Source organism: Rhizobium sp. BK602, from assembly GCF_014195095.1.
In the GTDB taxonomy this organism is placed as follows: Bacteria; Pseudomonadota; Alphaproteobacteria; order Rhizobiales; family Rhizobiaceae; genus Rhizobium.
On record NZ_JACIBC010000005.1, the window covers coordinates 192143 to 217275 of the forward strand.

Below are 25133 nucleotides of genomic sequence, written 5' to 3' on the forward strand. Positions count from 1 at the left end.
GCCCTCGAAACGCCGGACGACGCGAAAACTTGCGCTTTGCTTCAAAGAGGCTCTTCCAGCGACGCGACGCCGGGTGCATATGCAATGGCGCGACACCACGGATATCGAAATGATCTTACGCTCGAAGCCCAGTTTCAAGGACATCATCTTTGCCATCAACGGCTCGATCCTGCCGCGGATCGCTCCTCATCTCATCGCGATCTCGCTGATCAGCATCGTCGCGATCTTTGCGGCGCAGGCCCATCCCGGCATATTCGCGCGGATCAGCGCCATTCCGTTCACGCTGATCGGCATTGCGCTCTCGGTCTTCATGAGCTTCCGCAACAATGCCTGTTACGCTCGCTGGTGGGAAGGACGCAAGCTGTGGGGCGAATTGATCATCAGCTGTCGTTCGCTCGCGCGCCAGACCTCGGCCTTGGAAGAGCGCGACCGGCACGTCTTTCTTCATGGCCTGTGCGGCTTCGCGGCCGGACTGGCCGCGCGGCTACGAGGCGAGGACGAGCATGCCGCGATCAAGGCGTGGTCCGATATCAGCCTCAATCCGAACGACCCGAACCCGACGAATACGGTGCTCGATCACATCGGCAAACATTGCCTGAGACTGACGCGTGAGCACCAGATCGGGGAAATCCAATATTCGGTGCTCGAAACGCAGCTTGCGACACTCGCCACCGTACAAGGCGGGTGCGAGCGCATCGCGTTTACGCCGGTGCCCTTCGCCTATTCGCTGCTTCTCCATCGCACCGCGCTTGTCTTCTGCGTGACCCTGCCGTTTGCGCTGGCCGGCTCGCTGGACTGGTGGACCCTTCTGCCCGTTCTGCTCGTCGCCTATACGTTCTTCGGCCTCGATGCCCTGGGTCACCAGCTCGAGGATCCGTTCGGCCTGGAACCGAACGCCCTGCCGCTGGAAGCCATGCGGCGCACCATCGAGCGCGAGCTGCTCGCGCTGCTCGGACATGAAGAACTGCCCGATGCGATCAAGCCGCATCAGAACATCCTCAGATAGCACGACCCACAGGTGCCGCCGGCGCGGTGGCGGCACGCTTCAGCGAAATCCCGTGCGGACAACGCATAGCCGCCATCAGGGCAACTTTATCTCCAATGTGATCATATAATTGCTGTAGTTCGGAACCGCCGGCGGATTGTCGAACGCATAGGATGTCACGCGCGGCGGCGTGGATGGCGGCTTCACGTCCGGTTTCCAAGAGGCCTTGATGGTCATCTTGTCGGTAGCGCGAAAAGAAAGATCGACCTGCCGATCCCTGCTTGCTCCATCCCTGGTGCGTTTACCCGCCAGGGACCACCGATCCAGCGACGCTTCCAGGGTCTCGGTCGTCTGGGTGCCCTTGCGTTCATAGCCGGCACTCAACGCAGCCTTCATCTCTTTGTCCCTGGCGGCGAATTTGTAAGCCTGGCTCTGAAGCCTGCCGTCGAAATCGGTCGTTACCGTCGCGCCAGCTTCGAACGCACCATCCGACCACTTCCCGTTGAGGTCAAAAATGATCGTCTTGTTGCCGACATAGACACCGACATTCGGATTGAGCCCCGTCGTTTTCAAACCGATATCGCTCTTGGCCTTGGTGTCGAGAACGATAGGGCGCTCGGTCGTCGGAAAATACTTGCCGAGCAGATCCTGCTGCGGCTTCGTCGGTGCCGACGGCTTGCCCGACGGGTCGAACGCACCGATGACCGTGCAACGGCGGCCGCCGACCCAGCTGTTGACGGCAAAGATCAGATATCCGTCATCGGTGATCCCCGCGGCGCCCTGATGCAGGCTGTTCCTGACATTGTAGCTGCCGCAGCAGGACAGGGAATTGGTGCTTGCCGCCTCGAAGGAACGGCCGCTAAAGACGACGCCCGACGGCAGCCCGGATCTCATGTCGCCGCCCAGAATCGGGCAGCTGCTCAGCGGGATCAGATTGAAACGGCTTGAATCAGTTTGCGACGTCTGGCCCATTGGCCTGGTGAGCGGTGCTAATCCCATATTTGGCCTCCCATATTTCGATCTTCTGGCGAATGGCGACTATCAAATTTCAAGATTTTCCAGCCGGCGATTGCTGCCGAGCGTCGCCAATGCGATCTATGCGTGCTTTGACACCGAGGAAGTAGGGAGCCGGATCTATTTGTCCAGTCGGAAAATTGCGGTCCCACGAATATTTATAATTGCAGGCACCCTCGGCACGTTTGCAACTTAAAAGAAATAAGTCTTGCTCATCGCTCGACCTCTGTGTCGGCAACCAGCATGCCCGTCATCGGTGCTCTTGCAATTCCTGTGGCTGATCGACGGCGCTGGCGATGAGAGCACGGAGCAGCGGATCGACAGCAATGTTAATACTTGTCTCAAAATCACAACAAATGGGATTTTCAACCAAAATCCCATGTATTTTAGTACCATTTGCAAGTTTCAATCTATTGTGACAATGTACATCTCGCGCCTGCCGGGATTTTATAAATAGGGAGGCGGGCGCCAATTGCAATAACTCAAGACAATACTTACAACCACTGTGACTTCGGGGAGATTTCGATGGACAGGCAAGATCAATCAGAAAATGTCGGCCCCAGCCGGCGCGAGTTTGTCGAAGGCTGCGGGAAATATGCGGTGGTTGCGCCGCCGGTGCTGACATTTCTGCTTTCGACCACGATGACGTCAGGCGCGATCGCCAAGTCCGGCAAAGGCAATAACGGCTTTGGCAATGGCGGCGGCGACGGCGTACCGGGCAATTCCGGCAAGGAAGACGTGGATCGCTGATCGGCTCGTCCAGCAAAATGATGCTCCTGCCACCGAGGGGAACGTCAATCACGCAGTTGGGCGATGCTTTTGCGTTGTTCAACTGCGATGAGCAGCGCCTCTATGAGATCGATGAGCAGGCGGCTTGGGCGTGGCACTTTGTTTTCAGGAGTGATGCGGGCGTGGACCGCTGCCATGTATCGGCTCAATTGTCGACGCGTTTCGGGCTGGCAAATGCGGATGCTGAAGCACTGCTCGACCGATATGTCGAATTGGGTGTTCTCGCCTCCCGCATCGATCCAACATCGAGCTTCACCGTCCGTTTGAACGACGCCAGATGGGTGATCGAGTGTCCGCCGGCCTTCGCCGCGGAATTGATGGCGCTCTTTCGCGGGATCGCCGCACCGGCCGAGCGACCATGGCGACATCATCACCTCGCCATCAAAAGCAACTCCGATCGATACGACCTGCTTGCCGGCGACAAATGCCTGGGGACCTTCGGATCGGCCGAGGTGGTGCCGGCCGTCAAAGCCTTTTTGACGGACGCCTTGCTGCAAACGGATTTCATGCTTGCACTGCACGCCGCCCTTCTGCGCATTGGCGACGCGCCATTGTTGATCGCCGGAGCGTCGGGCGCGGGGAAAACAACGCTGGCGCTCGCCCTGGCGGCGCAAAGCGGGTGTACAATCCTCGCGGACGATATCGTCATGGTGGATGAGCCAAGCCGACTGCGAGGCATTCCGTTTCCAATCGCGGTAAAGGACGGCAGCTGGCCGCTCCTACACGAGTTTTACCCGGAACTCGCAGCGTGCCCCACGCATATTCGCTCCGACGGCAAGATCGTCAAATTTCTTGCCTGTGAGGGCGATGATGGTTCGACGCAACCCGCCACGACCATGATCTTTATTCGCCGGAGCACGGACGGGCGATGCTCCCTATCGACAATGTCACCTCTGATGGCATTTCAAAGATTGCTGGCGGAAGCCGCCTCGCCCACGCACAGGCTGAGCGATCGTGCTTTCGGTGCCTTGGCGGAGCTTGTCAAAAGATCTCGAGCGTTCGAAATGGCGGTGGGCGACCTGCGGGATGCCGTCACGACCATAGGCGACCTCTAGATCTCTTTCGATCGCCCGGTCGCCAAGACCTTTTGTCCCTTGCGAATGAAGCGCGCCGGCAGCTCCCGCCATGGGCCACGAAACCGCCATTGGATCTGGGCGGTCCGCATAGTCCAGGCAACGCTTCCGGCAGAGCGGACGACATAGCCCAGTTGCGGGTGATATTCGTTGCGCCGCAAAGTGTGATGCAGTTTCAGCCAGGCGGGAATTGTCGCGTCCTCGCCGAGGTCGATTGCGAAGACCGAAGCGAGAGCCAGCCTCTGCGCCGTCAGCATCGCGCGGCCCAAAGGGTCCGACAAGAGGATACGCAGTTCGCTCCAATCGATTGCGCTATCTCCTGTCGAAAGACGATAGAGCTCGAAGAGGTTGCGCAGATCGATGTGAAGATTCCACAGATGCCCGTCCTTCAGCATGTCATGCACGATCCAGTGCTGGGCCTGCAACGTGGCTGAAAGAACGCAAGCCCTCCCCCGACCGACCTCGACCTCCCGTCGGTGCCGTTCAGCCAGGCTTGGAGAGGGCCAATATTGCGGATAGCGGCCGGGCGGAAAGTGCAGATCGACAGCGCCGACATCTTTGGATCTGCCCCAGCCGAGCGCTTCAATCGGTGCATAGCCGAGCTGAAGCAGACATCTTTCCGCTATCTGTCTTTCCTCGTCCGCCACCGTGATATCCAGGTCCCGCATGATGCGGGACGTCGGCCGTTCTGCCTTTTCGCACACCAGGAGCGCTGCGCCTTTGGTGAGCGTCGGCACTATCCCCGACGCATTCATTGCCCCGACCAACTCCTCGAGCTGCATGCGAAGACGTCTATTTCTCTCGACATTGCAATGGTGAATATAGCCGAGGAACGAGGCCACATCCTGCGGCAGCATATCCTGTTGCCTCCGCTCCAGCATCGACGACCAGATCGCAGGCGTTAAGAGAGTATTGTTCGCGAAAGCCAATACCGGCTCCCAGTCGGTAACGGCCGACGGATCGCCAAGCAAGCAAGACGCGAGCTGACTGAAAATAAAACCATCTATTTCCGTCGATTTAAATATGATTATTTCTCTATCCGGCCGGAGATATCCAATATATCTCAGAATAACATCTTAAAATCACAATGACAGCGATTTTATCGAAAGAAAATCCCCGGGCCTGAGGCTCGAAATTTTAGTCCGGATAGGCGTGGTGAAGAACGTGACGACGGCGGCCAAATTGCCGGCGCGCTTGTCGTATCGGCTCCCACCCGCTCACGCGGCACACAAGTTTCACGCGTTTACGGCCCGGACGACACGCTGTAGATTGGACGCATGGCGCTCAAACGAATGGACAATATCGGAATCGTCGTCGATGACCTCGAAGGGGCCATCGATTTCTTTCGCGAACTCGGCCTCGAACTCGAAGGGCGGGCCACGATCGAAGGAGAATGGGCCGGACGCGTCACGGGATTGGGCGATCAGCGCGTCGAGATTGCCATGATGCGCATGCCGGACGGCCACGGTCGGCTTGAGCTGTCCCGCTTCCTCGCGCCGCCCGTCGTCGCGGATCACCGCAACGCCCCGGTCAACGCTCTCGGCTATCTGCGCGTCATGTTCGCCGTGGATGACATTGACGAGACGCTTGAAAGGCTCCGCAGCCGCGGCGCCGAACTCGTAGGCGAAGTGGTTGACTATAAAAACATTTATCGGCTCTGCTACATCCGCGGGCCTGAAGGGCTTCTCATCGGCCTCGCCCAGGAACTCGGCTGAGCGCAATGCGCGGCAATGACGCAGCGCGACCGATGTCCGTGCGCGCATCACAAGGCTGGCGGTCCGAAAGCGCCATAAATGCCCTTGATTGCCACCATTATCGTCGCCCGCGCAACGCCCAGCTCTTTTGCTGCAGCGATATCGCGTTGCCGCCTGAACCGCAGGTAGCGCTTTCCACCTCATTTCACCGGAACGAACATATATATTCTACAAATTTAGTAGAAAATTAAAATTACCTTCTCCGGCCCATGGGCTTAGCCGCAGCGTTGCACTTTGCCAATCGCCACCCTCCTCAAGACAATATCACCGTTGGCACCTTCATCGGATTGCTACCAGGCGAGTTTGAATTGGAATCAGGAAGGAAACGCAAAAATGGCATTTCGCCCATTGCATGACCGCGTCGTCATAAGACGCCTCGAAAGCGAGGAGAAGACACGCGGCGGCATCATCATCCCGGACACCGCCAAGGAAAAGCCGCAGGAAGGCGCCGTCGTTGCCGTCGGGCCGGGGCTGCGCGACGACAGCGGCAAGCTGACGCCGCTCGACGTCAGGGCCGGCGACCGCGTGCTGTTCGGCAAGTGGTCTGGCACCGAGATCAAGATCGACGGCGAAGACCTGCTGATCCTCAAGGAAGCCGACATTCTCGGCATTGTCGCCTAACGCGGCGTTTTAGGAAGGAATTCATCCATGGCTGCCAAGGAAGTCAAATTCTCCACCGATGCCCGTCAGCGCCTGCTGCGCGGCGTCGATATTCTCGCCGATGCCGTGAAGGTCACGCTCGGACCGAAGGGGCGCAACGTCGTCATCGAAAAATCCTTCGGCGCGCCGCGCATCACCAAGGACGGCGTCTCCGTCGCCAAGGAGATCGAGCTCGAGGACAAGTTCGAAAATCTCGGCGCCCAGCTTCTGCGCGAAGTCGCCTCGAAGACCAACGATCTTGCCGGTGACGGCACCACGACGGCAACCGTGCTTGCCCAGGCGATCGTTCGCGAAGGTGCGAAGGCGGTTGCCGCCGGGCTCAACCCGCAGGACCTGAAGCGCGGCATCGATCTTGCCACGACCGAGGCCATCCGCAACATCAAGGAACGCTCCCGCAAGGTCGCCTCCTCCGACGAAGTCGCGCAGGTGGGCACCATCTCCGCCAATGGCGAAGGCGAGATCGGCAAGCTGATCGCCGAAGCCGTCCAGAAGGTCGGCAACGAGGGTGTCATCACCGTCGAAGAGGCCAAGACCGCCGAAACCGAACTGGACGTCGTCGAAGGCTTGCAGTTCGACCGGGGCTATCTCTCCCCCTATTTCGTGACCAACGCCGAAAAGCTGATCGTGGAGTTCGAGGATGCCTATATCCTGCTGCATGAGAAGAAGCTGGCGACCCTGCAGCCGCTGCTGCCATTGCTGGAAGCCGTGATCCAGACCGGCAGGCCGCTGCTGATCGTCGCCGAAGATGTCGAAGGCGAGGCTCTCGCGACGCTCGTGGTCAACAAGCTGCGCGGCGGCCTGAAGATCGCCGCCGTCAAGGCGCCCGGCTTCGGCGACCGCCGCAAGGCCTTGCTCGAAGACATCGCGATCGTCACCGGCGGCGAGGTCGTCTCGGAAGATATCGGCATCAAGCTCGAAAACGTCACGCTCGATCAGCTCGGCCGCGCCAAGAAGATCCGCATCGACAAGGAAAACACGACCATCGTCGACGGCGCCGGCGCCAAGACCGCGATCGATGCCCGCGTGCAGCAGATCAAGACGCAGATCGAGGAGACCACCTCCGACTACGACCGCGAGAAGCTGCAGGAACGCGTGGCGAAACTGGCCGGCGGCGTCGCCGTCATCCGCGTCGGCGGCTCGACGGAAATCGAGGTCAAGGAAAAGAAGGATCGCGTCGATGACGCGCTGAATGCGACGCGCGCGGCAATCGAGGAGGGCATCGTGCCCGGCGGCGGCGTTGCCCTGCTTCGCGCCAAGACCGCGGTCGACGCGCTGAAGAGCGAAAATCCCGATATCCAGGCCGGCATCCATATCCTCCAGAAGGCTCTCGAAGCGCCGATCCGGCAGATCGCCGAAAATGCCGGCGTCGAAGGCTCGATCGTCGTCGGCAAGGTCCTCGAAAGCAACTCGCCGACCTTCGGCTTCAACGCCCAGACGGAGAAATATGTCGACCTGCTGGAGGAAGGCATCGTCGATCCTGCCAAGGTGGTTCGCACCGCCCTCCAGGACGCCGCTTCCGTCGCGGGCCTGCTGGTGACGACCGAGGCGCTGATCGCCGAACTGCCCAAGGAAAAGTCGCCGATTCCGGCCGCCCCCGGCGGCGGCTTCGACTACTAGGCCACGGCAAACAACACGTCGCTGGCGGAACCGCCGCCAGCGACAAGACAGAAAGAAGAGGGAGCGCACCAATGCCCGAGACCGCAAGGACCCTGCCCATCATCGATCTCGGCCGTTTTGCGCCGGATCATCCCGAGCGCGTGCAAGCACTGGATGAGCTGCGCCGGGTTTCGCGCGAGATCGGCTTCTTCTATCTTACCGGCCACGGCATCCCGCAGGCCGAGATCGACGGCCTGACGGCGCTGGCACGCCGGTTCTTCTCTCTTCCGGAAGACAAGAAACTGGAAATCGAGATGCGCAAGTCGCCGCATTTCCGCGGCTACAATCGCGCCGGCTTCGAATATACGCGGGGAAGCCAGGACTGGCGCGAGCAGGTCGATTTCGGCGCCGAGCGCGAGAAGCTCACCGTTGCCACCGGCGATCCGCCGTGGAAGCGGCTGATCGGGCCGAACCAGTTCCCTTCGGCGCTACCCGAGTTGCGGCCGGCCGTGCTCAAGTGGATCGACAGCGTCACCGCTGTCGGCCTCAAGATCCTGCAAGCCTTTTCGGAAGCGCTGGGACAGAAGCCGGACGTCTTTTCACCGATCTACAGCAATGGGCCGAACCAGTTGCTCAAGATCGTACGCTATCCCGGCCGCGACCAGACCGAAAGCGATCAGGGCGTCGGCGCGCACAAGGACGGAGGCTTCGTCACCGTCCTCCTGCAGGATGTCGTGGGCGGCCTGCAGGTCGATGACGGCAAGGGCGGCTGGATCGATGCGCCGCCGATCCGCGGCACCTTCGTCGTCAATATCGGCGAACTGCTGGAACTGGCATCGAACGGTTATCTCAAAGCGAATATCCATCGCGTGGTCACGCCGCCGGCGGGCGGCGACCGTTTGTCGATCCCCTTCTTCCTCGGCGCCAATCTGGCGGCGAGCATCCCGGTTCTCGACCTGCCGCCTGCGCTTTCAGCCGAAGTGCGCGGCGTCACGCAGGACCCGCTCAATCCGCTGTTCCGCGAGGTCGGACGCAACGTGCTCAAGTCGCGCCTGCGTTCCCATCCCGATGTCGCGCGCGCCCATCACGCCGATCTGCTGGAGGAACCGCAACGGCAGTCGACGCCGGCCTGATCCGCCGCGCTGAAAGCAGACGTGAAGTCAAAGGCTCCGGCCCGCCACCTCGGCGCGACCGGGGAGTGAATAATCGTATCCAAGCAACAGGCACAGAAAGGCGAAGTTCCATGACGATCCATAATCCGCCGACCCCAGCCCCCGAAGCCATCCCGCTTACCCCAGGCGCCTCCGGGCCGCGCAGCCTGCGCCGGCATCCGGAAACCATCGCCATTCACGGCGGCAGCTTTCGTTTCGACCCGACGACCGGTGCGATCGCGGTTCCGATCTACCAGACCACATCCTTCCAGCTGCCGGGCACCGAAGGTGCGGACAAGCTGTTTGCGCTGGAGGCCGCCGGCCATCTCTACACGCGGGTTTCCAACCCGACCCAGGACGCCTTCGAACAGCGGCTGGCCGAACTCGAAGGTGGCGCGGCCGCCCTGGCGCTTGCCTCCGGCCAGGCGGCATCCGCCTTCGCCGTCCTCAACCTCGCCCGCGCCGGCGACAACATCGTCAGCGCTATCGGCCTTTATGGCGGAACATGGGCGCTGTTTGCGGCGACGCTGAAGGGCTTCGGCGTCGAGGTCCGTTTCGTCGACGCCAACGATCCGGAAGCCTTTGCCCGTGCGACCGACGAGCGGACCCGCGCCTATTACGCCGAATCCCTGCCCAATCCGAAGCTTGAGGTTTTCCCGATCGCCGAGGTGGCCGCGGTCGGCCGGCGCTTCGGCATACCGCTGATCGTCGACAATACCGCAGCACCGCTGATCATCCGCCCGCTTGAGCATGGCGCGGCCGTCGTCGTCTACTCCACCACCAAATATATCGGCGGCCACGGCACCGCCATCGGCGGAGCGATCGTCGATAGCGGTACGTTTCCGTGGAAGGACTTGAGCGATCGGCAGCCGGCCCTGCACGAGCCCGATCCGAGCTATCAGGGCAAGAGCTGGATCGAGAAAGCCGCCCTCATCGATTTTCATCCCTATATCCTGCGCATCCGCGCCGTGCTGTTGCGCGACATCGGCGCTCCCATCAGTCCGCAAAACGCCTTCCAGTTCATCCAGGGGCTCGAAACCCTGCCGCTGCGTCTGCGCCAGCACAATGAAAACGCCATCAAGGTCGCGGAATTCCTGAAATCCCACCCCAAGGTGTCGAAGGTCATCTTCCCGAAGTTTCAGGACGGTGTCGCGGCCGAACGGGCGCGCAAGTACCTGCGCAACGGTTATTTCGGCGCGCTGGTCGGCTTCGAGCTGAAAGACGGTCGCGAAGCGGGACGCCGCTTTATCGATTCCCTGCAACTGCTCTATCACGTCGCCAATATCGGCGATGCCCGCTCGCTGGCGATCCATCCGTCCACCACGACACACTCGCAGCTATCGGAACAGGACCAGCTGGCAACCGGCGTGACGCCCGGCTATGTCCGGCTGTCGATCGGCATCGAACATGCCGACGATATCATCGCCGACATCGCACAGGCGCTCGACGCGGCGTAATCGCATCAGGACGGACGCGGGATCGTAACGACAGCTCCAGCTGCCGTTGCGGTTTCGGTAGACATTTCGTCATTCCGAAGGGATATCGCCAAGGCGCAGAACTGGCATTGCTGCTCAACCCGCGCCTTGGCTGCGATGACGTTCGATCACGCGGCTTTCAGCAGATCGCCGTGTGGGTCGAGGACGAATTTGGTCGCAGCGCCCTGGTCGAAACTCTCGTAGCCCTGTGCGGCATCATCGAGCGAGATGACCTTCGCGTTGACGATATCGGCGATCGGCAACCGGTCATGCAGGATCGCCTGCATCAGTTGCCGATTGTATTTCAGCACCGGCGTCTGCCCGGTATGGAAGGATTGCGCCTTCGCCCAGCCGAGGCCGAAACGCAGCGACAGGCTGCCCTGCTTGGCCGCATTGTCGACCGCGCCGGGGTCTTCGGTGACGTAGAGGCCGGGAATGCCGATCGAACCGGCGGCGCGGGTGATCTCCATCATCTGGTTGAGCACGATCGCCGGCTGCTCTCCGCCCGTATGGCCGCGCGCCTCGAAGCCGACGGCATCGATGGCGCTGTCGACCTCATTGGTGCCGACCACTTGCGCAATCATGTCACCCAGCCGGTCGCTCTTGGAGAGATCGATCGGCTCGAAGCCGACCCTCGCGGCATGGGCAAGGCGATCCTTGTTGAAATCGCCGATCATCACCACGGCCGCACCAAGGATGCGGGCGGACGCGGCCGCTGCGAGACCGACCGGACCGGCACCCGCCACATAGACCGTGGAGCCGACGCCGACACCGGCGCGAACCGCGCCGTGGAAGCCCGTCGGCAGGATGTCCGAGAGCATGGTGAGGTCACGGATCTTCGCCATCGCCTTGTCGCGATCCGGAATTTTCAGGAGATTGAAATCGGCATAGGGCACCGTCACGTAACGCGCCTGCCCGCCGATCCAGCCGCCCATGTCGACATAGCCGTAGGCGCCGCCGGCGCGGGACGGGTTCACGGTGAGGCAGACGCCGGTATCCTGCGACTTGCAGCAGCGGCAACGGCCGCAAGCGACGTTGAAGGGAACCGAAACGATATCGCCGATCTCCAGCATCTCGACATCGATACCCTTTTCGATGACCTCGCCGGTAATTTCGTGACCAAGGACGAGGCCCGGCATCGCCGTGGTGCGGCCGCGCACCATATGCTGGTCGGAGCCGCAAATATTCGTGGAAATCACCTTGAGGATGACACCGTGCTCGATGCGGCGGCCATCCGGCGCCTCCAGCTTCGGGTCGTCGATGTCGCGAACCTCCACCTTGCCGGGGCGCATATAGACGACGCCTCTGTTCCTGCTCATATCCATCTCCTCCTTGGTTGAATTGCCTGCCGTTGCGATTGCTCGCAACACCACCGCCGTCTCGCTCCTCTGCAAGCCGGAAAGCCATGAAACACACGCAACAGCCGCATGTCGGGCAGCTTTTGCAATGCGTCTTTATTAGAGATCAACAAATCATGGCTGGTCACGCATTGCGATGGTAAGAACGACATCGAAGAGGCGACAACACGACATATCCTCGATGGCCGATATCGAATGAAGAACGATATCGACAGCCATCGTCGCGGAGGGAAGATGAGCAAAACGCTGGATCGCCCATTGTTTAATCCGCCCAGGAGCGGTCACTTCTGGAAATTCGACAGGAGCGACCAAAGCAGGCAGCAGCGTCTCTACGACATCCGCTTCACATTGCTTGGCGCCGTGATGGCGCTCATCGTGTTCGGTATCGATACATTCACCCCCATCGAGAGCGCGATCGCCGTGCTCTATGTCGTCGCGCTGCTGGTCTCCTCGGATGCGCTGTCGCGAGCGGGCATCCTTGCAGCCGCGTCGATCTGCTTTTCGCTCTGCCTTTTGTCCTACGCCCTCACGCATGGCCTGAATGGCGATCTTTCCACCATGCTGAGGCTGCTGGTCAGCTTGTCCGCCATCACCATAACGGCCGCTCTCCTCCTGAAAAACGATGCCGCCCGGCGCGAACTCATCGAGTCGCATGCGGAGACGGCCCGCGGCGAGTATCGTTACCGATCGATCTTCGAAGATTCGCGTGTGGCCATCTGGGAACAGGATTATTCGCGCCTGCGTGCCTATCTGCGATCCCTGGCACAGGATGGCGTGGTCGATATCGGGCACCATGCGGCAACCACGGAAGGTTTCGTTGCGACATGCGCCGGGATGGTGGAGACCGTTGCGGTCAACGACGCCGCGGTCGAGCTCCTCCATGCCGCCTCGGCATCCGAGCTTCTCGGACCATTGAGCAAGTTCATTCCCGACGGCGACATCAGATTTCTCGACGTCGTTCATACGCTCTTCAACGGCGGACGATACGTCAAGGCTCAGGGCAGCATCCAGGCGGTGGATGGTTCCACCAAGTCGGTGCTGACGGTGCTCAAATTTCCCGATGACGAAGCCGCCTTGCGCCGCGTGGTCGTCGGCCTCGTCGACATCACCGAGCGCGAGCAGACGCATGCAGCCCTTCTCGCCGCCCAAATGGAACTTGCCCGCGCCGCACGCATCTCGACAGTTGGTGTCGTCTCCGCCTCGATCGCGCACGAGCTTCACCAGCCGCTCGCGGCCCTGACCGTCAATGCGGAAACATGCCTCCGCTGGCTCGAAACAGATCCTCCCGATCTTGCGGCAGCCCACAGGGCGGTCGAACGGATGGTCAGCGACGCGGAGCGGGCGAGCGGCATCGTCAAGAGCACGAGGACGTTGCTTGCCAAGCGGCCGGCCTCGGCCGAAACGGTCGATGCGGTTGCCCTGATCCATCAAACGGCAGGCCTTCTCGAGCATGAGCTCAGGCGAAACCGCGCAACGCTGCGAATAGAATCCGTCGGAAACGTCGTGCATGTGGGAATAGCGCGTCACGAACTCCAGCAGGTTGTCATCAACCTCGTGACGAATGCCATGCAGGCCATGAATGACGCGGGATCATCGAACCGCGTCATTACAATTCTCATCTCCCGCTCCGATGCCGGCAAGGCATGGATAGAGGTGAGCGATACCGGTCCGGGCATCGACGAAAGCCATCTCAACAAGCTTTTCGATGCCTTCTTTACGACGAAGGCCGACGGAATGGGTATGGGCCTCGCCATATCGCGATCCGCGCTGGAGGCCAGAGGTGGCCGTCTCATCGCCACCAACAATCAGGCAACGTCAGGCGCCAGCTTTCTCATCGAGTTGCCGCTGGCGGGAGGGGCGGAACGCGCTTCAACAAAGGCCGCGGAGCAATTTGAACTATGAGAGGCCTTGGGGCGCATCGACAGACCTTGGCGGATCGATGGCGTCCAAACCTCGCGGGGCGACAAGCTGCCGCTTGAATTTTTTGCTCAAGCGCACTTAACTTCCCGCGCCGGGGGTTTCCGTTTCTGTATGGGAGGAACATGGAAAGAAGCCGCTTGTCAGCCCACTCCGTTCCGCTTCAGGACGGTGCGGTGGTGTATATCGTCGATGACGATATCGACCTTTGTGCCGCGCTGATGGAGTTGTTCAACTCAGTGTCCCTGGAGGCCCGGTGCTTTGCCTCGAGCCGCTCGTTTCTGGCGTCGCTGCCGAGCGACGGACATGGCTGCATTCTCCTGGATGTCCGGCTTCCCGGGCTCAACGGCCTGGAGCTGCAGGACCATCTCGATCGCGTCGGCAACCGTATGCCGATCATCTTTATGACCGGATATGGTGACATCCCGATGACGGTGCGAGCCCTGAAGGCGGGGGCGAGCAATTTCCTGGAGAAACCGTTCCGTCAGCACGCCCTGCTCGAAGCCGTCAGCGAAGCCCTGGCGAAGGACCGAACGCGATCAGTCGCGAACCATCAGGTCGAGCATCTGCGCCTGCTTGCAACGACGCTGACGCCACGGGAGGCCGAGGTGATGAGGGCCGTCGTGGCGGGCTTCATGAACAAGCAGATAGCCCACAATCTCGGCATCAAGGAGATAACCGTGAAGCTGCACCGTGGCGCCGTCATGCGGAAGATGCAAGCATCCTCCCTTGCCGAACTGGTACGGAAAGCCTCCCTGCTCGGCGACTGACGAAGGTCGAGCCGGCCCATCGCCGGCTCGATGCCGATGCTCGTCCGGTTCAGACGACCGGCAGCTTATCCTTGCGGAAGGACACCTTCTGCGGATCGAGATTGAGATGTCCCTGGACCAGCTCCGGCGGCGTCAGCGCCAGCCATTGGTTGAGCGAAATATCCGCATAATAGCTGCTCTTGAACATCTCCAGGAAGCGCAGCGTCGTGCTGCCGGTATTTTCGATATAGTGACCCATTGCAAACGGCACATAGCCGACGTCGCCGGCCGCGAAATCGAAAGTGCGGGCATGCGCATTGGCGGCGAAGACGCCCATGCGGGCCTGCCCTTCGATATAATATTGCCACTCATCGGTGTTGGGATGCCAATGCAGCTCCCTGATGCCGCCCGGCTCGATCTCCACCAGAGCCGCCGCTATGGTCTTGGCGGCGGGGAAATTGTTTGAATCGGTGATGCGGACGGTTCCGTGCGGCGTCTTGATCGGCTCCTGCGCCATCATCCGATGGCTGAACCTGTTGCCGACCATTTCAGTGTCGGGGATTCTGTCCTTCTGCACATCGGCGGGCGGAAGGGCGACCGGGAATATGTAGCGCTCGCTTTCCTTGGGAAGATGCGCGAACGCCTCAGCCGGAGCCTGGAAATTCTTGGCGAGCAAGGCCGGCGGTACATGGTTGAACCAGTCGGTCAGCAGGAAGGTGCTGTCCTCGTCGAAGCCACCATCGTCGAAGGCGAGCAGGAACTCGCATCCGTCAGGTCCGAGGCCTTGAATGGAATGCGGGACGCCCGAGGGGAAATACCAGAGATCGCCGGGACCGACGTCATCCACGAAGCTCTTGCCGTCGGCTCCCACGGCGGTAATGCGCGCATTGCCGTAGAGCATGAAGGCCCATTCGCTTTCCTTATGCCAGTGCAATTCGCGCACGCCGCCGGAATTGAGGCGCATGTCGACGCCGGCAATATTCTTTGAAACCCCGAGTTCGCGAACCGTCACCTGTCGCGTCCAGCCGCCGGGATATTCCTTTGTGGGGGCATCCGCGAAAGAGAACTTCAAGTTGGGCAATGTGCCGGAGTCGGTCACGGGCTGATTGAGCATGTCCGGGCTCAAACTATCGCGTGCCGCATTTCGCGGACCCGGATCGTCGCCGCCAAATCCCGGCCGCCGGGGCTGGGCAAGCTCAGCCCCCGAAGCGGCACTCGCTGCAAGCGCAGCACCGCCGGCCATAGTAAAAAGCGCATTCCGTCTTGAAAGATCCGTCATGGAACAACCTCCTCCGTTGAACACGACAGAGGTAAGCCCCGTGACAAAACGGTGCAGCTATACCGAGGTCTAGCCCGACAGCGGCATCGATGTCTCCAATTTGAGAAGCGCGAGAAAAAACCTGATAGAAATCAGCCGTATAAGATCACCAAGAGACGGAACCAGACCCTATGCGCGAGTATAGTAAGCGATAGCGCGGGAGATCGCCGGCACGATGCCGGCAGGGCTTTTCCGCCTATCCTTCCTGACCGGCCAGCTTGAACGAGCGAGCCCGCTTCTTTCGCCGGCTCTCTTTTGCAGGCGCCTGCACATGGCCTTCCTGCGGTAGCGAGATGATCGCCTTGAGGCCGGGATCGTTGGGGGTGAGCTGAATGTCTCCGCCATGCTGTCGCGCAATGGCACGGGCGATCGACAGGCCCAGCCCGACGCCGCCGGTATCCCTGCTGCGGGACGCCTCCAGGCGGAAGAAGGGCGCGAAGACCTTCTCCCGCATGCCTTCCGGAATGCCCGGGCCGTTGTCCTCCACGACGATATCGATCGTGGTCGCAGAATGGCGGATATAGACCTTCGCATGGCCGCCATAGCGCGCCGCGTTTTCCGCGAGGTTGCGCACCGCGCGGCGCAGGCCGTCCGGACGGCATCGATAGGTCGTCTTCGGCCCTTCGATATACTCCACCGGCAGGCCGAGATCGGCAAGATCGTCGCAGATGCTGCCAACCAGCGCCTCCAGCTCTATGGCCCGCGTTTCCTCCGCCGTGGATTCCCCGCGCGCGAAGGAAATGGCCGCCTCCGTCATGCTTTGCAGCTCGTCGATGGTCGACAGCATCTTCTGCTGGATGTCGGCGTCCTTGACGAATTCGGCCCTCAGCCGCAGCGAGGTCAGCGGCGTCCTGAGATCGTGACCGATCGCCGCCAGCATCCGGGTACGGTCGTCGACGAAGCGATGAAGACGCTCCTGCATCCTGTTGAACGCCTCGGCGGTTCGCCTGATGTCGTCAGGCCCCTCCTCGGGCAGTGGCGGCAGGTTTTCACCCCTGCCCAAAGCCTCCGCGGAAACCGCAAGCCGCCGCAGCGGACGCGCGATCCGGCTGGCGATGAACACCCCGATCAGCGACAGAATCAACGCGGTCATGCCCAGGGAGGTGATGGACTTGAGACCCCACCATTGGTCGCTGTCGGCCTTGTAGAAGGCCGTGTTCAACCAGACGCCATCATCGAGCTTGACCGTCAGGCCATAGCCGTTGTGGCCACCGAAATAGACGAACTTGGCCGGTTGCGGCTGGCTCCATAGTACGGCGGGAGGCGTAGCCCATGTCTCGGTTGCGTTTGCCGTCGCCACGTCCTTCGACAGCTGCCGTCCGGCATTCGGATTCGGGCGCAAACCATATTTCCCGGCCAGATCGATGAAATTCTCGATCGGACGGGTCAACTCGGTCGCCGCGCGGGCGCGCCATGCATTGGCATCGGCCGGCTCCTCGGTGGAAAGCCAGAACCGGGAATAGCTGGTCTCGCTGGCAAGAAGAGCCTGCTCGCGCAGCGGCTCCGGCACGGATTCCATCAGTCGCGTCACCGAGGCGCACCGGCTGAAGAACTCACTCTTCATGGCGGTGTGCAGCGCCTTGGTCCGCTCATCCCAGGAAATCGAGAATGTCAGGACCTGCGAGACCACGAGCGCAAGCAGCGTGAACCCGATGAACTGTGCGGCAAGGCTTCTCCTCCACCAGTAGATCATTCGAACCCCACATCCACCGACAGGCTATAGCCGCCACCCCAATGGGTCTTGATGACTGACGGATTTTTCGGGTCCGGCTCGATCTTCTTGCGCAGCCGGCTCACCTGATTGTCGATGCTTCTGTCGAAAATATCGGCCGTCTTGCCGACGGTCAGGTCAAGAAGCTGCTCGCGGCTGAGCACCAGGCCCGGACGTTCGAGAAAGACCCGCAAAAGCCTGAATTCCGCCGTGCTCAGCGGAATGCCGACGCCATCGTCCCCGGAAAGCTCCTGCCGGCCCATGTTGACGCGCCAGTGGCCGACGCGCACGACCTTGGCCTTTTTCAGCGTTTCCCGCTGCTGCTGCGGCACGCTGTTGGCCCGGCGCAGGACAGCCCTGATCCGGGCCAGCAGTTCCCGCGGATTGAACGGTTTTATGAGATAATCGTCGGCGCCGAGCTCGAGGCCGATGATGCGGTCGGTGTCTTCGGTCATCGCCGTGAGGAATATGATCGGAACGTCCATCGTCGCCCTGAGGTGGCGGCAGACGGAGAGGCCATCCTCGCCCGGCATCATGACATCGAGAACGACGAGATCGACCGCACTGCGCTCGAGAATTCGTCGCAATGCCGCGCCACTGTCGGCCACGCTCACCCTGTAGCCCTGCTGCTCAAGATACTGGCCGACAAGGTCTCTTATATCCGCATGGTCATCGACGACAGCGATATGCGCAGCTTTTTGCATATACAGTTTCCACCCTGTTGAGCCACTTTACAAAAGCCAAGCCCCGTTCGCATCGAAAAAAGTGTATCAAAGTTTCACACCGGCCGGCCGGTTGTGGCCGGGCCGATAAGCTCCGACTTGCGCGGCTGCGGGTTTTCATCGGGCTTGCGGAAGAATCCGACGACGAAGGCAAAAAACACCGGCACGAAGAAGATGGCGAGCAGGGTTGCGGAAATCATGCCGCCCAGCACCCCGGTTCCGATGGCATTCTGGCTCGCCGCGCTTGCGCCCGTCGCGATCGCCAGCGGCACGACGCCCAGGGCGAAGGCGAGCGAAGTCATCAGGATCGGCCGGAACCTCATCCGTGCGGCCTCGATCGCGGCCTCCCGCACCGGGCGCCCCTCAGCGACGAGTTCCCGCGCGAATTCCACGATGAGGATGGCGTTCTTGGCCGAAAGGCCGATGATCGCGATAAGACCGACAAGGAAGTAGATGTCGTTCGGCAGCCCGCGCAGCATCACCGCCAGGACCGAGCCGAGCACGCCGAGCGGCACGACAAGCATGACCGAAAGCGGGATCGACCAGCTTTCATAGAGGGCCGCCAGCAGCAGGAAGACGAAGAGAATGCTGAGGCCGATCAGGAAAGGCGCCTGCGACCCGGACTTGATCTCCTGAAACGACTGGCCGGTCCATTCGAAGCCGAACCCGGCGGGCAATTGCCGCGACAGCCGCTCCATTTCGGCGATGGCCTCGCCCGAGGAATATCCAGGCGCCGCCTGCCCGCCGATACGGATCGAGGGATAGCCATTATAGCCGACGACCTGCGATGGACCGCGAACCCAGTCGATCGATGCGAAAGCGGACAACGGAACCATGCTGCCATGACTGTTCCTGACGTTCAGTCGCAACAGGTCCTGGGTCTGCATGCGCTGCACGGCATCCGCCTGCACGGTCACGCGCTGCATCCGGCCGGCATTCGGATAGTCGTTGATATAGGATGACCCGAAGTTCGCCGACAGCGCCGCGTTGATATCGCTGAAGCCGACGCCGAAGGCGTTTGCCTTTTCCCGATCGATCATCAGGTTGATCTGCGCGGCGTCCGGCAGCCCCTCGATACGAACCCCGGCAAGCACGGGACTTGCCCGGGCCGCGTCCAGTACCTGCGCCGAGGCGGCGGCAAGCGCCGCCTGCCCGACACCTGCTCGATCCTGAAGGCGATAGGCAAATCCGTTCGAGGTGCCGAGCCCCTGTATCGGCGGCGGCGAAAGCGCGCGCACCGAAGCATCGCGTATCGTGGCAAATTTCGCATTCACGCGCGCAGCGATCGCGGCGGCGGAATCGCTCGGACCGCGCTCGCTCCAATCCTTCAACGTGATGAAGGCAAGACCGGCATTCTGTCCGGAACCGGAATAGGAAAAGCCCGAGACGGCGACGACATTCCTGATGGCGCTTTCCTCCATGAGGATACCTTCCATCTGCCTGATCGCCTCGCGCGTCCTGTCGGTGCTTGCTTCGGCGGGTGCCTGCAGTTCGGCGATCAGGTAACCCTGGTCCTCGTTCGGCAGAAACGAGTTCGGCAATTGCAGGTAAGCCCATCCCAGCCCGCCGAGCAGGGCGAGATAGATGAGCATGAAACGGCCGGCACGCCTGACCGTTGCCCCGACGCCGAGCGAATACCGCCGCGTCAGGCTATCGAAGCCGCGATTGAACCAGCGAAAGAAGACGGTTCTGCGTTCGTGCCCATGGGAGACGGGTTTGAGGAAGGATGCGCAGAGCGCGGGCGTGAAGGTCAGCGCCAGCAGGCCCGAGAACAGGATGGAGACGACCATCGTCAGGCTGAACTGCTGGTAGATGACCCCCACCGCGCCGGGAAAGAACGCCATGGGCACGAACACCGCCGTCAGCACAAGGGTAATGCCGATGATCGCCCCGGTGATCTGCGTCATCGCTTTCTTCGTCGCCTCCCTTGGCGACAGTTTTTCCTCCGCCATGATGCGCTCGACATTCTCGACCACGACGATGGCATCATCGACAAGAATGCCGATCGCCAGCACCATGGCGAACATGGTGAGCACGTTGATCGAGAAGCCGGCAGCATACATCACGGCGCATGCGCCGAGAAGCGCGACCGGGACCACGAGCGTCGGAATGATAGTGTAGCGGATGTTCTGCAGGAACAGGAACATGACGATGAAGACCAGGACGATCGCCTCGAGCAGCGTGTGCACGACCTTCTCGATGGAAACCTGCACGAAAGGCGTCGTGTCGTAGGACACCTCGTAGCTGAGACCGGGCGGGAAATAGCGGGAGAGACCCTCCATCGTCGCGCGGACCTGCTCGGCCGTGGCCAGCGCATTGCCGGTGGGAGTGAGCTGGATGCCGACATTCGCACTTGGCTGACCGTTGAGGCGGCTCGCGAAATTATAGTTCTCGCCCCCGACTTCGACCCGCGCGACATCGCGCAGTCGCACCGTGGAGCCATCCGGATTGGCGCGAAGGACGATCTCGCCGAACTCCTGCGGCGACCGCAGCTGCCCCTGGACATTGACGATGGCCGATGTCTGCTGGCCGGGCAAATTCGGGCTGGCGCCGACCCGCCCCGCCGTCACCTGGGCATTCTGCGCGGTAATCGCATTGGTAATATCCGCCGCGGTCAGGTTGAAGCCGAGCATCCTGTCCGGGTCCATCCAGACGCGCATGGAGCGCTGCGTGGCGAAGAGCTGCGCGTTGCCCACACCCGGCACGCGCCGCAACTCGCCGATGACGTTTCGGCTCAGATAGTCGCCGAGACCGACCGCATCGGTCTTGCCGTCCTGCGACCGCAGCACCACCATCATCAGGAACGAGGTGCCGGCCCGATCCACCCTGATGCCCTGCTGCGTCACCGCGCTCGGCAGGCGCGGCTCGACGCGCGCGATGCGGTTCTGCACCTCGACCTGCGCCTCGCCGACATTCGTGCCCGTCTCGAAGGTGACGTTGAGCGCGATACGCCCGGACGCTTCCGACACGGATTCGAAATAGAGCAACCCCGGAACGCCGTTCAGCTCCTCCTCGATGGGCCGGGTAACCGACTGGTAGATGTCCTCCGGCGTGGCACCCGGGTAATTCGTCGAAACCGTGATCTGCGGCGGCGCGACCTGCGGATAGCGCGCGATCGGCATCAGCGGCAAGGTGAGGATGCCCGCGAGCGTTATGAAGATCGCCACGACCCAGGCAAAGATCGGGCGCTCGATGAAGAAATTGACCATGAAGGCACCTTATCTTTGCATGGGCAGGTTGGCTTGGGCAGCCGCACGCTCGGCCGTTTCGACAGCCGGTTTGGCGGCGGCGGCGGCGGGATCGGTCCAGGGCTGAGGCGCCACCGTCGCGCCGGCACGCGCCCGCTGGAAGCCGTCGACGACGATACGGTCTCCGGCCTGAACGCCCTGTTCTATGATCCAGCGCTGGCCGACGGCGCGGCCGACCACGATGCTGCGCTGCTCCAGTTTGTTTCCGTCGGCAACGACGAGAAGGCTCGCATTGCCGGCGGCATCCCTTTGGACCGCCTGTTGCGGCACCGCTAGGCCCGCGTTGCGCACCCCCTGCTCGACCTCGACACGCACATACATGCCGGGCAGCAGCAGGCCGTCAGGATTTGGAAACTCGCCCCTGAGCGTCACCTGCCCGGTGGTCGCGTCGACCGCGGCTTCCGAAAACAGCAGCCGTCCGGGATACGGATACTCCGTTCCGTCATCCAGGCGCAGTCCGACGCGAGCTTCGTTGATGCTGGCGGTGAGACTGCCATCGGCCAACGCCTTGCGAAGGCGGATGAGATCGGATGCCGGTTGGGTGAAATCGGCATAGATCGGGTCCAGCTGCTGGATCGTCGCCAGATTGTCGGAACCGTTGGCCGAGACCAGCGCGCCTTCCGTGATCAAGGCGCGGCCGATCCGGCCGGAGATGGGCGCCGTCACATTAGAATATTGCAGATTGAGCCTGGCCGAGACGAGCCCCGCCTCGGCAACGGCGACATCCGCGTCCGCCTGGGCGAGGCGCGCGACAGCGGAATCATAATCCTGCCGGCTGGTGACGTTCGACTTGCGGAGCTGTTCCTGCCGCTCGGCCGTTTGCCTCGCATCCAGTTGCACCGCATGGGCTCGGCGCAGGGTAGCTGCGGCGCTGTCGGCCTGCGCCTGGAAGGGCGCGGGGTCGATTTTATAGAGCACGTCCCCTTGGCTCACCAGTGTGCCCTGCTGAAAGACCTGCTCGGTGACGATGCCCGTCACCCGCGGCCTCACCTCCGCCACCCTCGTCGCCGCAACCCGGCCGGGAAGCTCGGTGGTCATCGGCAGCGTCTCGGGCGTGACCGTTACAAAGCCGACGGCCGGCGGCGGTGGGGTCTGCGGAGCGGAAGCCTCACCCTGTTCGCAGGCGGTCAGGCTCGCGGTCGTAATGCAAGCGGCGGCCAGGCGAACGAATAGCATGCGCATATGGATCTCCATATCTAACGGACGGGAGTGGCTATCCTGCCGGCATGGGCAGCGGTCGGCCTTTCCTCACCTCGTGGGGACTTTGGAGCCGGCAAACTACACGGCGGCTGTCGCAAGGATGTGCCCGGCACGGGCCAATTTGTAACAAGCTGTCGCAACTTTATCGCAACTGCCACACAGGCCGATATTGCAACGCGGCAAGACCCTTGCACCCCAATGGCAAGGACCGATACAGCCCCAAACCCTGCGAAGCATGCGCTTGTGGCCAGCAATGCTCGCACATTGCCGATGGGAGCCCTCCGTCACGCCTTCGCCGAACGGCGTCCTCCGCCGCGACATGCGTCTACATCTTCGGCACAAAGCTGCGACATGCTTGGCCTATCTTCCGCTTCGAAATTCACTGGATGTTCGACGATGTCGGCACCAAAAGGAGGATAGGCTGTTGGCCATTGAGCTATCGCAAATCGCAATCTTGCGCAAAGTGCTCGAAGACTTCTGCTCCCGCCACGATCTGGGGCTTTCCGATCAGCCGGCGATCATCGCCGCGCGGGAGCTCATGCGGCTTGCGGACCAAGGGGAAAGCGATCCCGCAAATCTTGCGCTCCGTCTCGCCGAGGCGATGCCGCCCTATCTTCGTCAACCGCCGACGATAAGGACGGCAGCGATCGGCGCCCGATCTGCCTCACACCGTTAGGCCGTCCACGGCCTTGGCCTGCTGACCGTCCGGTTTGAAAACGGACCTTTGAAACAGAAAGTAGGGGCAATGCAACTCTCTCGCCGTACAATGCTTACCTCGATGGCCGCGATGGCGACCATTCCACGCTGGAGCTTCGCAGCGGAACCGCGCCGAACCCTGCTCGCCTATTATTCCTATACGGGGAACACCAGGTCGGTGGCGGAAAGGCTGCGCGCCGATATTGGCGCACAGCTTCTCGAGATCAGGATGGAAGAGCCCTACTCCGCGGATATCCGCCAGGCGGCGGAGCGGTCGAAACGGGAGCTTGAAACCGGCGAGCTCCCCATGCTGCTTGGCGATCCCTACGACATATCGGATTATGATCTGATCCTCGTCGGCGGTCCGGTGTGGTGGAATACGGTGGCCGCGCCGGTCATGAGCTTTCTCGAGCGGACGGATTTTCGCGGCCGGAATGTGGGCCTCTTCGCCACCTACGCACTCACGCCGTCGCATTATGAGAGCAACTTCGCGGCCCAGGCGCACAATGCGTCCTTCCTGCCGGCTCTGATGGTCAATGAGTTCGACATTGCCAATGGACGCTCCGGCGATGCCGTCGCCTCCTGGGCCATGCGAACCCGGTCAAAGGGCGGACCAAAGACACTGTGAGCGGCCTTCCGCGCTTGTGACCCAGCGCCCGAGGCCAGGAGATGGCGAGCGAAAAGCCTCCTTTACCACGGCAGGTTGGAGCGCCTCCCGACCGTCGAGTTCCATCCTCAGCTCGATGGCGGCTCCCTCTCCGGCTGCAGGTGGCGCCGGCGCCAGGCGGCCGGGGCTTCGCCGGTCCGCTTGCGAAAGAAACGAGAGAAATAGGCCGGGTCCTCGAAGCCGATCTCGCGGCCGATGTCTTCCACCGATCGGACGGTGAACATCAGCAGACGTTTCGCCTCCAGCAGCCGCCGCTCCAACAGCAACTCCTTGACGGACAAGCCGAAGACGTCGCGGGCGGCCTTGTCGAGGAGATGCGGCGTGGTCGCCAGCAGGCCGACATAGGCAGCGACGGGCCAATCCTTCTTGTAGTGAAGATCGATGGCATGGCGCAGCGAAAGCCCGAGCGATACCGTCGGCGATGTGGAGGGCAGCGCCATTCGGCCGCCGATCCGGCCCATCAGGGACAATACGACGCCGATCAGCCCGCCCAGCACTTTTTCACCCTCCGCGCCCCTCTCGCGATACTCTTCGGCAATCATGCCAAGCAGCGTTCCAAGCCTCGACCATACCGGATCGGCAGGCTGACCGCTCAGAAAGGTCGGCATATCGAGATCAAGGGCGACCTGCGGCGCGATCGCCTTCAGCATGTCGTCGGAGACCGACACCACGATCGCGTCGGACTGATCGCCGACCTCGAATCCATGCACGACATTGCTCGGCACGAAGCTCACAGTCGGAGCGGAAAAATTCCAAGTCCGATCTTCGATCCGATAGGTTCCGCCGCCCTGAAACCAATAGGTGATCTGCCCCATCAATGGATGCATATGCGGCGCGACCTGGCCGAAATGCAGCGTTTTCCGGTCCATGACCGTCTCGACATGCAGGAATCCGACCTCGAGCGAACGGCTCGGCTCGCCATAGACAAAGAAATTCGGAACCGCGTTTCGTATCGCCATACCGGAAAAAGTACCAGCGAATTATGGGCTTTGTCCATGGCCCCGCATCGCGTTCCCACTTAGGCTTTGTCATTGTCTCAGGGAGGAACAC

20 protein-coding genes are annotated in these 25133 nt (G+C 61.6%); 11 read left to right on the forward strand and 9 right to left on the reverse strand.

What is annotated here, in order from left to right:
- The first annotated feature begins 109 nt into the window (after positions 1 to 109).
- Positions 110 to 1006: a bestrophin family protein gene (locus tag FHX11_RS17575; protein WP_184358947.1), complete on the forward strand. Its 897-nt coding sequence runs from the start codon at positions 110 to 112 to the stop codon at positions 1004 to 1006.
- A 75-nt stretch (positions 1007 to 1081) separates the two neighbouring features.
- Here FHX11_RS17575 and FHX11_RS17580 read toward each other — a convergent pair whose 3' ends face one another.
- On the reverse strand, positions 1082 to 1879 hold the full coding sequence (locus tag FHX11_RS17580) for a hypothetical protein (protein ID WP_184358948.1): 798 nt from the start codon (positions 1877 to 1879) through the stop codon (positions 1082 to 1084).
- 645 nt (positions 1880 to 2524) lie between these two features.
- Here FHX11_RS17580 and FHX11_RS17585 point away from each other — a divergent pair.
- Together FHX11_RS17585 and FHX11_RS17590 are read left to right on the forward strand one after the other, a co-directional pair.
- Positions 2525 to 2749 (forward strand): hypothetical protein, encoded by a 225-nt coding sequence (locus FHX11_RS17585; RefSeq protein WP_184358949.1) that lies wholly within the window; start codon positions 2525 to 2527, stop codon positions 2747 to 2749.
- Positions 2750 to 2805: 56 nt separating this feature from the next.
- Positions 2806 to 3843, forward strand: coding sequence for a transporter (locus tag FHX11_RS17590; RefSeq protein ID WP_246781055.1), 1038 nt, complete (start codon positions 2806 to 2808; stop codon positions 3841 to 3843).
- Here FHX11_RS17590 and FHX11_RS17595 read toward each other — a convergent pair.
- Positions 3840 to 4832: a nucleotidyltransferase family protein gene (locus FHX11_RS17595; protein WP_210292499.1), complete on the reverse strand. Its 993-nt coding sequence runs from the start codon at positions 4830 to 4832 to the stop codon at positions 3840 to 3842. The two genes, FHX11_RS17590 and FHX11_RS17595, sit on opposite strands and share 4 nt — an antisense overlap.
- 306 nt (positions 4833 to 5138) lie before the next feature.
- On the opposite strand from FHX11_RS17595, the gene FHX11_RS17600 reads away from it, so the two are divergent.
- The 5 genes from FHX11_RS17600 to FHX11_RS17620 all read left to right on the forward strand — a co-directional run bounded on the left by FHX11_RS17600 (position 5139) and on the right by FHX11_RS17620 (position 10479).
- The gene (locus FHX11_RS17600; protein WP_184358950.1) at positions 5139 to 5576 is read left to right on the forward strand and encodes a VOC family protein; all 438 of its coding nucleotides are present in this window, start codon (positions 5139 to 5141) and stop codon (positions 5574 to 5576) included.
- 372 nt (positions 5577 to 5948) lie between these two features.
- A complete protein-coding gene (gene groES, locus FHX11_RS17605) occupies positions 5949 to 6236 on the forward strand; it encodes a co-chaperone GroES (protein WP_184358951.1) in 288 nt (95 codons plus the stop codon).
- A 27-nt stretch (positions 6237 to 6263) separates the two neighbouring features.
- The gene (groL, locus tag FHX11_RS17610) at positions 6264 to 7892 is read left to right on the forward strand and encodes a chaperonin GroEL (protein WP_184358952.1); all 1629 of its coding nucleotides are present in this window, start codon (positions 6264 to 6266) and stop codon (positions 7890 to 7892) included.
- A gap of 71 nt (positions 7893 to 7963) precedes the next feature.
- Positions 7964 to 9004: an isopenicillin N synthase family oxygenase gene (locus FHX11_RS17615; protein ID WP_184358953.1), complete on the forward strand. Its 1041-nt coding sequence runs from the start codon at positions 7964 to 7966 to the stop codon at positions 9002 to 9004.
- A gap of 110 nt (positions 9005 to 9114) precedes the next feature.
- Positions 9115 to 10479, forward strand: a complete 1365-nt coding sequence (locus FHX11_RS17620; RefSeq protein ID WP_184358954.1) for a PLP-dependent transferase — start codon at positions 9115 to 9117, stop codon at positions 10477 to 10479.
- Positions 10480 to 10625: 146 nt separating this feature from the next.
- Here the strand turns inward: FHX11_RS17620 and fdhA are convergent, their stop codons facing one another.
- Positions 10626 to 11816, reverse strand: coding sequence for a formaldehyde dehydrogenase, glutathione-independent (gene fdhA / locus FHX11_RS17625; protein WP_184358955.1), 1191 nt, complete (start codon positions 11814 to 11816; stop codon positions 10626 to 10628).
- Between the two features lie 273 nt (positions 11817 to 12089).
- Between fdhA and FHX11_RS17630 the strand changes: the two genes are divergently transcribed.
- Positions 12090 to 13757, forward strand: coding sequence for an ATP-binding protein (locus FHX11_RS17630; protein ID WP_184358956.1), 1668 nt, complete (start codon positions 12090 to 12092; stop codon positions 13755 to 13757).
- A gap of 140 nt (positions 13758 to 13897) precedes the next feature.
- Positions 13898 to 14542 carry a response regulator transcription factor gene (locus FHX11_RS17635; RefSeq protein ID WP_184358957.1) on the forward strand — a complete coding sequence of 215 codons (645 nt, stop codon included), beginning with the start codon at positions 13898 to 13900 and terminating at the stop codon, positions 14540 to 14542.
- A 49-nt stretch (positions 14543 to 14591) separates the two neighbouring features.
- Here the strand turns inward: FHX11_RS17635 and FHX11_RS17640 are convergent, their stop codons facing one another.
- From FHX11_RS17640 to FHX11_RS17660, 5 genes are all read right to left on the reverse strand, one after another.
- Positions 14592 to 15800 (reverse strand): cupin domain-containing protein, encoded by a 1209-nt coding sequence (locus tag FHX11_RS17640; RefSeq protein WP_184358958.1) that lies wholly within the window; start codon positions 15798 to 15800, stop codon positions 14592 to 14594.
- Positions 15801 to 16035: 235 nt separating this feature from the next.
- On the reverse strand, positions 16036 to 17532 hold the full coding sequence (locus tag FHX11_RS17645) for a HAMP domain-containing sensor histidine kinase (RefSeq protein WP_184358959.1): 1497 nt from the start codon (positions 17530 to 17532) through the stop codon (positions 16036 to 16038).
- Entirely contained in the window at positions 17529 to 18254 is a 726-nt protein-coding gene (locus FHX11_RS17650) for a response regulator (protein WP_184358960.1), read from the reverse strand. The genes FHX11_RS17645 and FHX11_RS17650 overlap by 4 nt, the downstream gene beginning before the upstream one ends.
- Before the next feature lie 74 nt (positions 18255 to 18328).
- The gene (locus FHX11_RS17655; RefSeq protein WP_184358961.1) at positions 18329 to 21481 is read right to left on the reverse strand and encodes an efflux RND transporter permease subunit; all 3153 of its coding nucleotides are present in this window, start codon (positions 21479 to 21481) and stop codon (positions 18329 to 18331) included.
- 9 nt (positions 21482 to 21490) lie between these two features.
- The gene (locus tag FHX11_RS17660; RefSeq protein ID WP_184358962.1) at positions 21491 to 22702 is read right to left on the reverse strand and encodes an efflux RND transporter periplasmic adaptor subunit; all 1212 of its coding nucleotides are present in this window, start codon (positions 22700 to 22702) and stop codon (positions 21491 to 21493) included.
- Between the two features lie 805 nt (positions 22703 to 23507).
- Between FHX11_RS17660 and FHX11_RS17665 the strand changes: the two genes are divergently transcribed.
- Positions 23508 to 24044 carry a flavodoxin gene (locus FHX11_RS17665; RefSeq protein ID WP_246781057.1) on the forward strand — a complete coding sequence of 179 codons (537 nt, stop codon included), beginning with the start codon at positions 23508 to 23510 and terminating at the stop codon, positions 24042 to 24044.
- A gap of 107 nt (positions 24045 to 24151) precedes the next feature.
- Here the strand turns inward: FHX11_RS17665 and FHX11_RS17670 are convergent, their stop codons facing one another.
- Positions 24152 to 25042 carry a helix-turn-helix domain-containing protein gene (locus FHX11_RS17670; RefSeq protein WP_184358964.1) on the reverse strand — a complete coding sequence of 297 codons (891 nt, stop codon included), beginning with the start codon at positions 25040 to 25042 and terminating at the stop codon, positions 24152 to 24154.
- Positions 25043 to 25133: the final 91 nt, after the last annotated feature.

Bases quoted from the DNA above. Each gene is read 5' to 3' on its own strand.
- FHX11_RS17670 (WP_184358964.1), bottom strand. From the start codon at position 25,042: ATGGCGATACGAAACGCGGTTCCGAATTTCTTTGTCTATGGCGAGCCG.
- FHX11_RS17660 (WP_184358962.1), bottom strand. From the start codon at position 22,702: ATGCGCATGCTATTCGTTCGCCTGGCCGCCGCTTGCATTACGACCGCG.
- groES (WP_184358951.1), top strand. From the start codon at position 5,949: ATGGCATTTCGCCCATTGCATGACCGCGTCGTCATAAGACGCCTCGAA.
- FHX11_RS17650 (WP_184358960.1), bottom strand. From the start codon at position 18,254: ATGCAAAAAGCTGCGCATATCGCTGTCGTCGATGACCATGCGGATATA.
- FHX11_RS17645 (WP_184358959.1), bottom strand. From the start codon at position 17,532: ATGATCTACTGGTGGAGGAGAAGCCTTGCCGCACAGTTCATCGGGTTC.
- groL (WP_184358952.1), top strand. From the start codon at position 6,264: ATGGCTGCCAAGGAAGTCAAATTCTCCACCGATGCCCGTCAGCGCCTG.
- FHX11_RS17615 (WP_184358953.1), top strand. From the start codon at position 7,964: ATGCCCGAGACCGCAAGGACCCTGCCCATCATCGATCTCGGCCGTTTT.
- FHX11_RS17620 (WP_184358954.1), top strand. From the start codon at position 9,115: ATGACGATCCATAATCCGCCGACCCCAGCCCCCGAAGCCATCCCGCTT.
- FHX11_RS17630 (WP_184358956.1), top strand. From the start codon at position 12,090: ATGAGCAAAACGCTGGATCGCCCATTGTTTAATCCGCCCAGGAGCGGT.
- FHX11_RS17575 (WP_184358947.1), top strand. From the start codon at position 110: ATGATCTTACGCTCGAAGCCCAGTTTCAAGGACATCATCTTTGCCATC.
- FHX11_RS17640 (WP_184358958.1), bottom strand. From the start codon at position 15,800: ATGACGGATCTTTCAAGACGGAATGCGCTTTTTACTATGGCCGGCGGT.
- FHX11_RS17580 (WP_184358948.1), bottom strand. From the start codon at position 1,879: ATGAGATCCGGGCTGCCGTCGGGCGTCGTCTTTAGCGGCCGTTCCTTC.
- FHX11_RS17655 (WP_184358961.1), bottom strand. From the start codon at position 21,481: ATGGTCAATTTCTTCATCGAGCGCCCGATCTTTGCCTGGGTCGTGGCG.
- FHX11_RS17665 (WP_246781057.1), top strand. From the start codon at position 23,508: ATGGCGACCATTCCACGCTGGAGCTTCGCAGCGGAACCGCGCCGAACC.
- fdhA (WP_184358955.1), bottom strand. From the start codon at position 11,816: ATGAGCAGGAACAGAGGCGTCGTCTATATGCGCCCCGGCAAGGTGGAG.
- FHX11_RS17600 (WP_184358950.1), top strand. From the start codon at position 5,139: ATGGCGCTCAAACGAATGGACAATATCGGAATCGTCGTCGATGACCTC.
- FHX11_RS17635 (WP_184358957.1), top strand. From the start codon at position 13,898: ATGGAAAGAAGCCGCTTGTCAGCCCACTCCGTTCCGCTTCAGGACGGT.
- FHX11_RS17585 (WP_184358949.1), top strand. From the start codon at position 2,525: ATGGACAGGCAAGATCAATCAGAAAATGTCGGCCCCAGCCGGCGCGAG.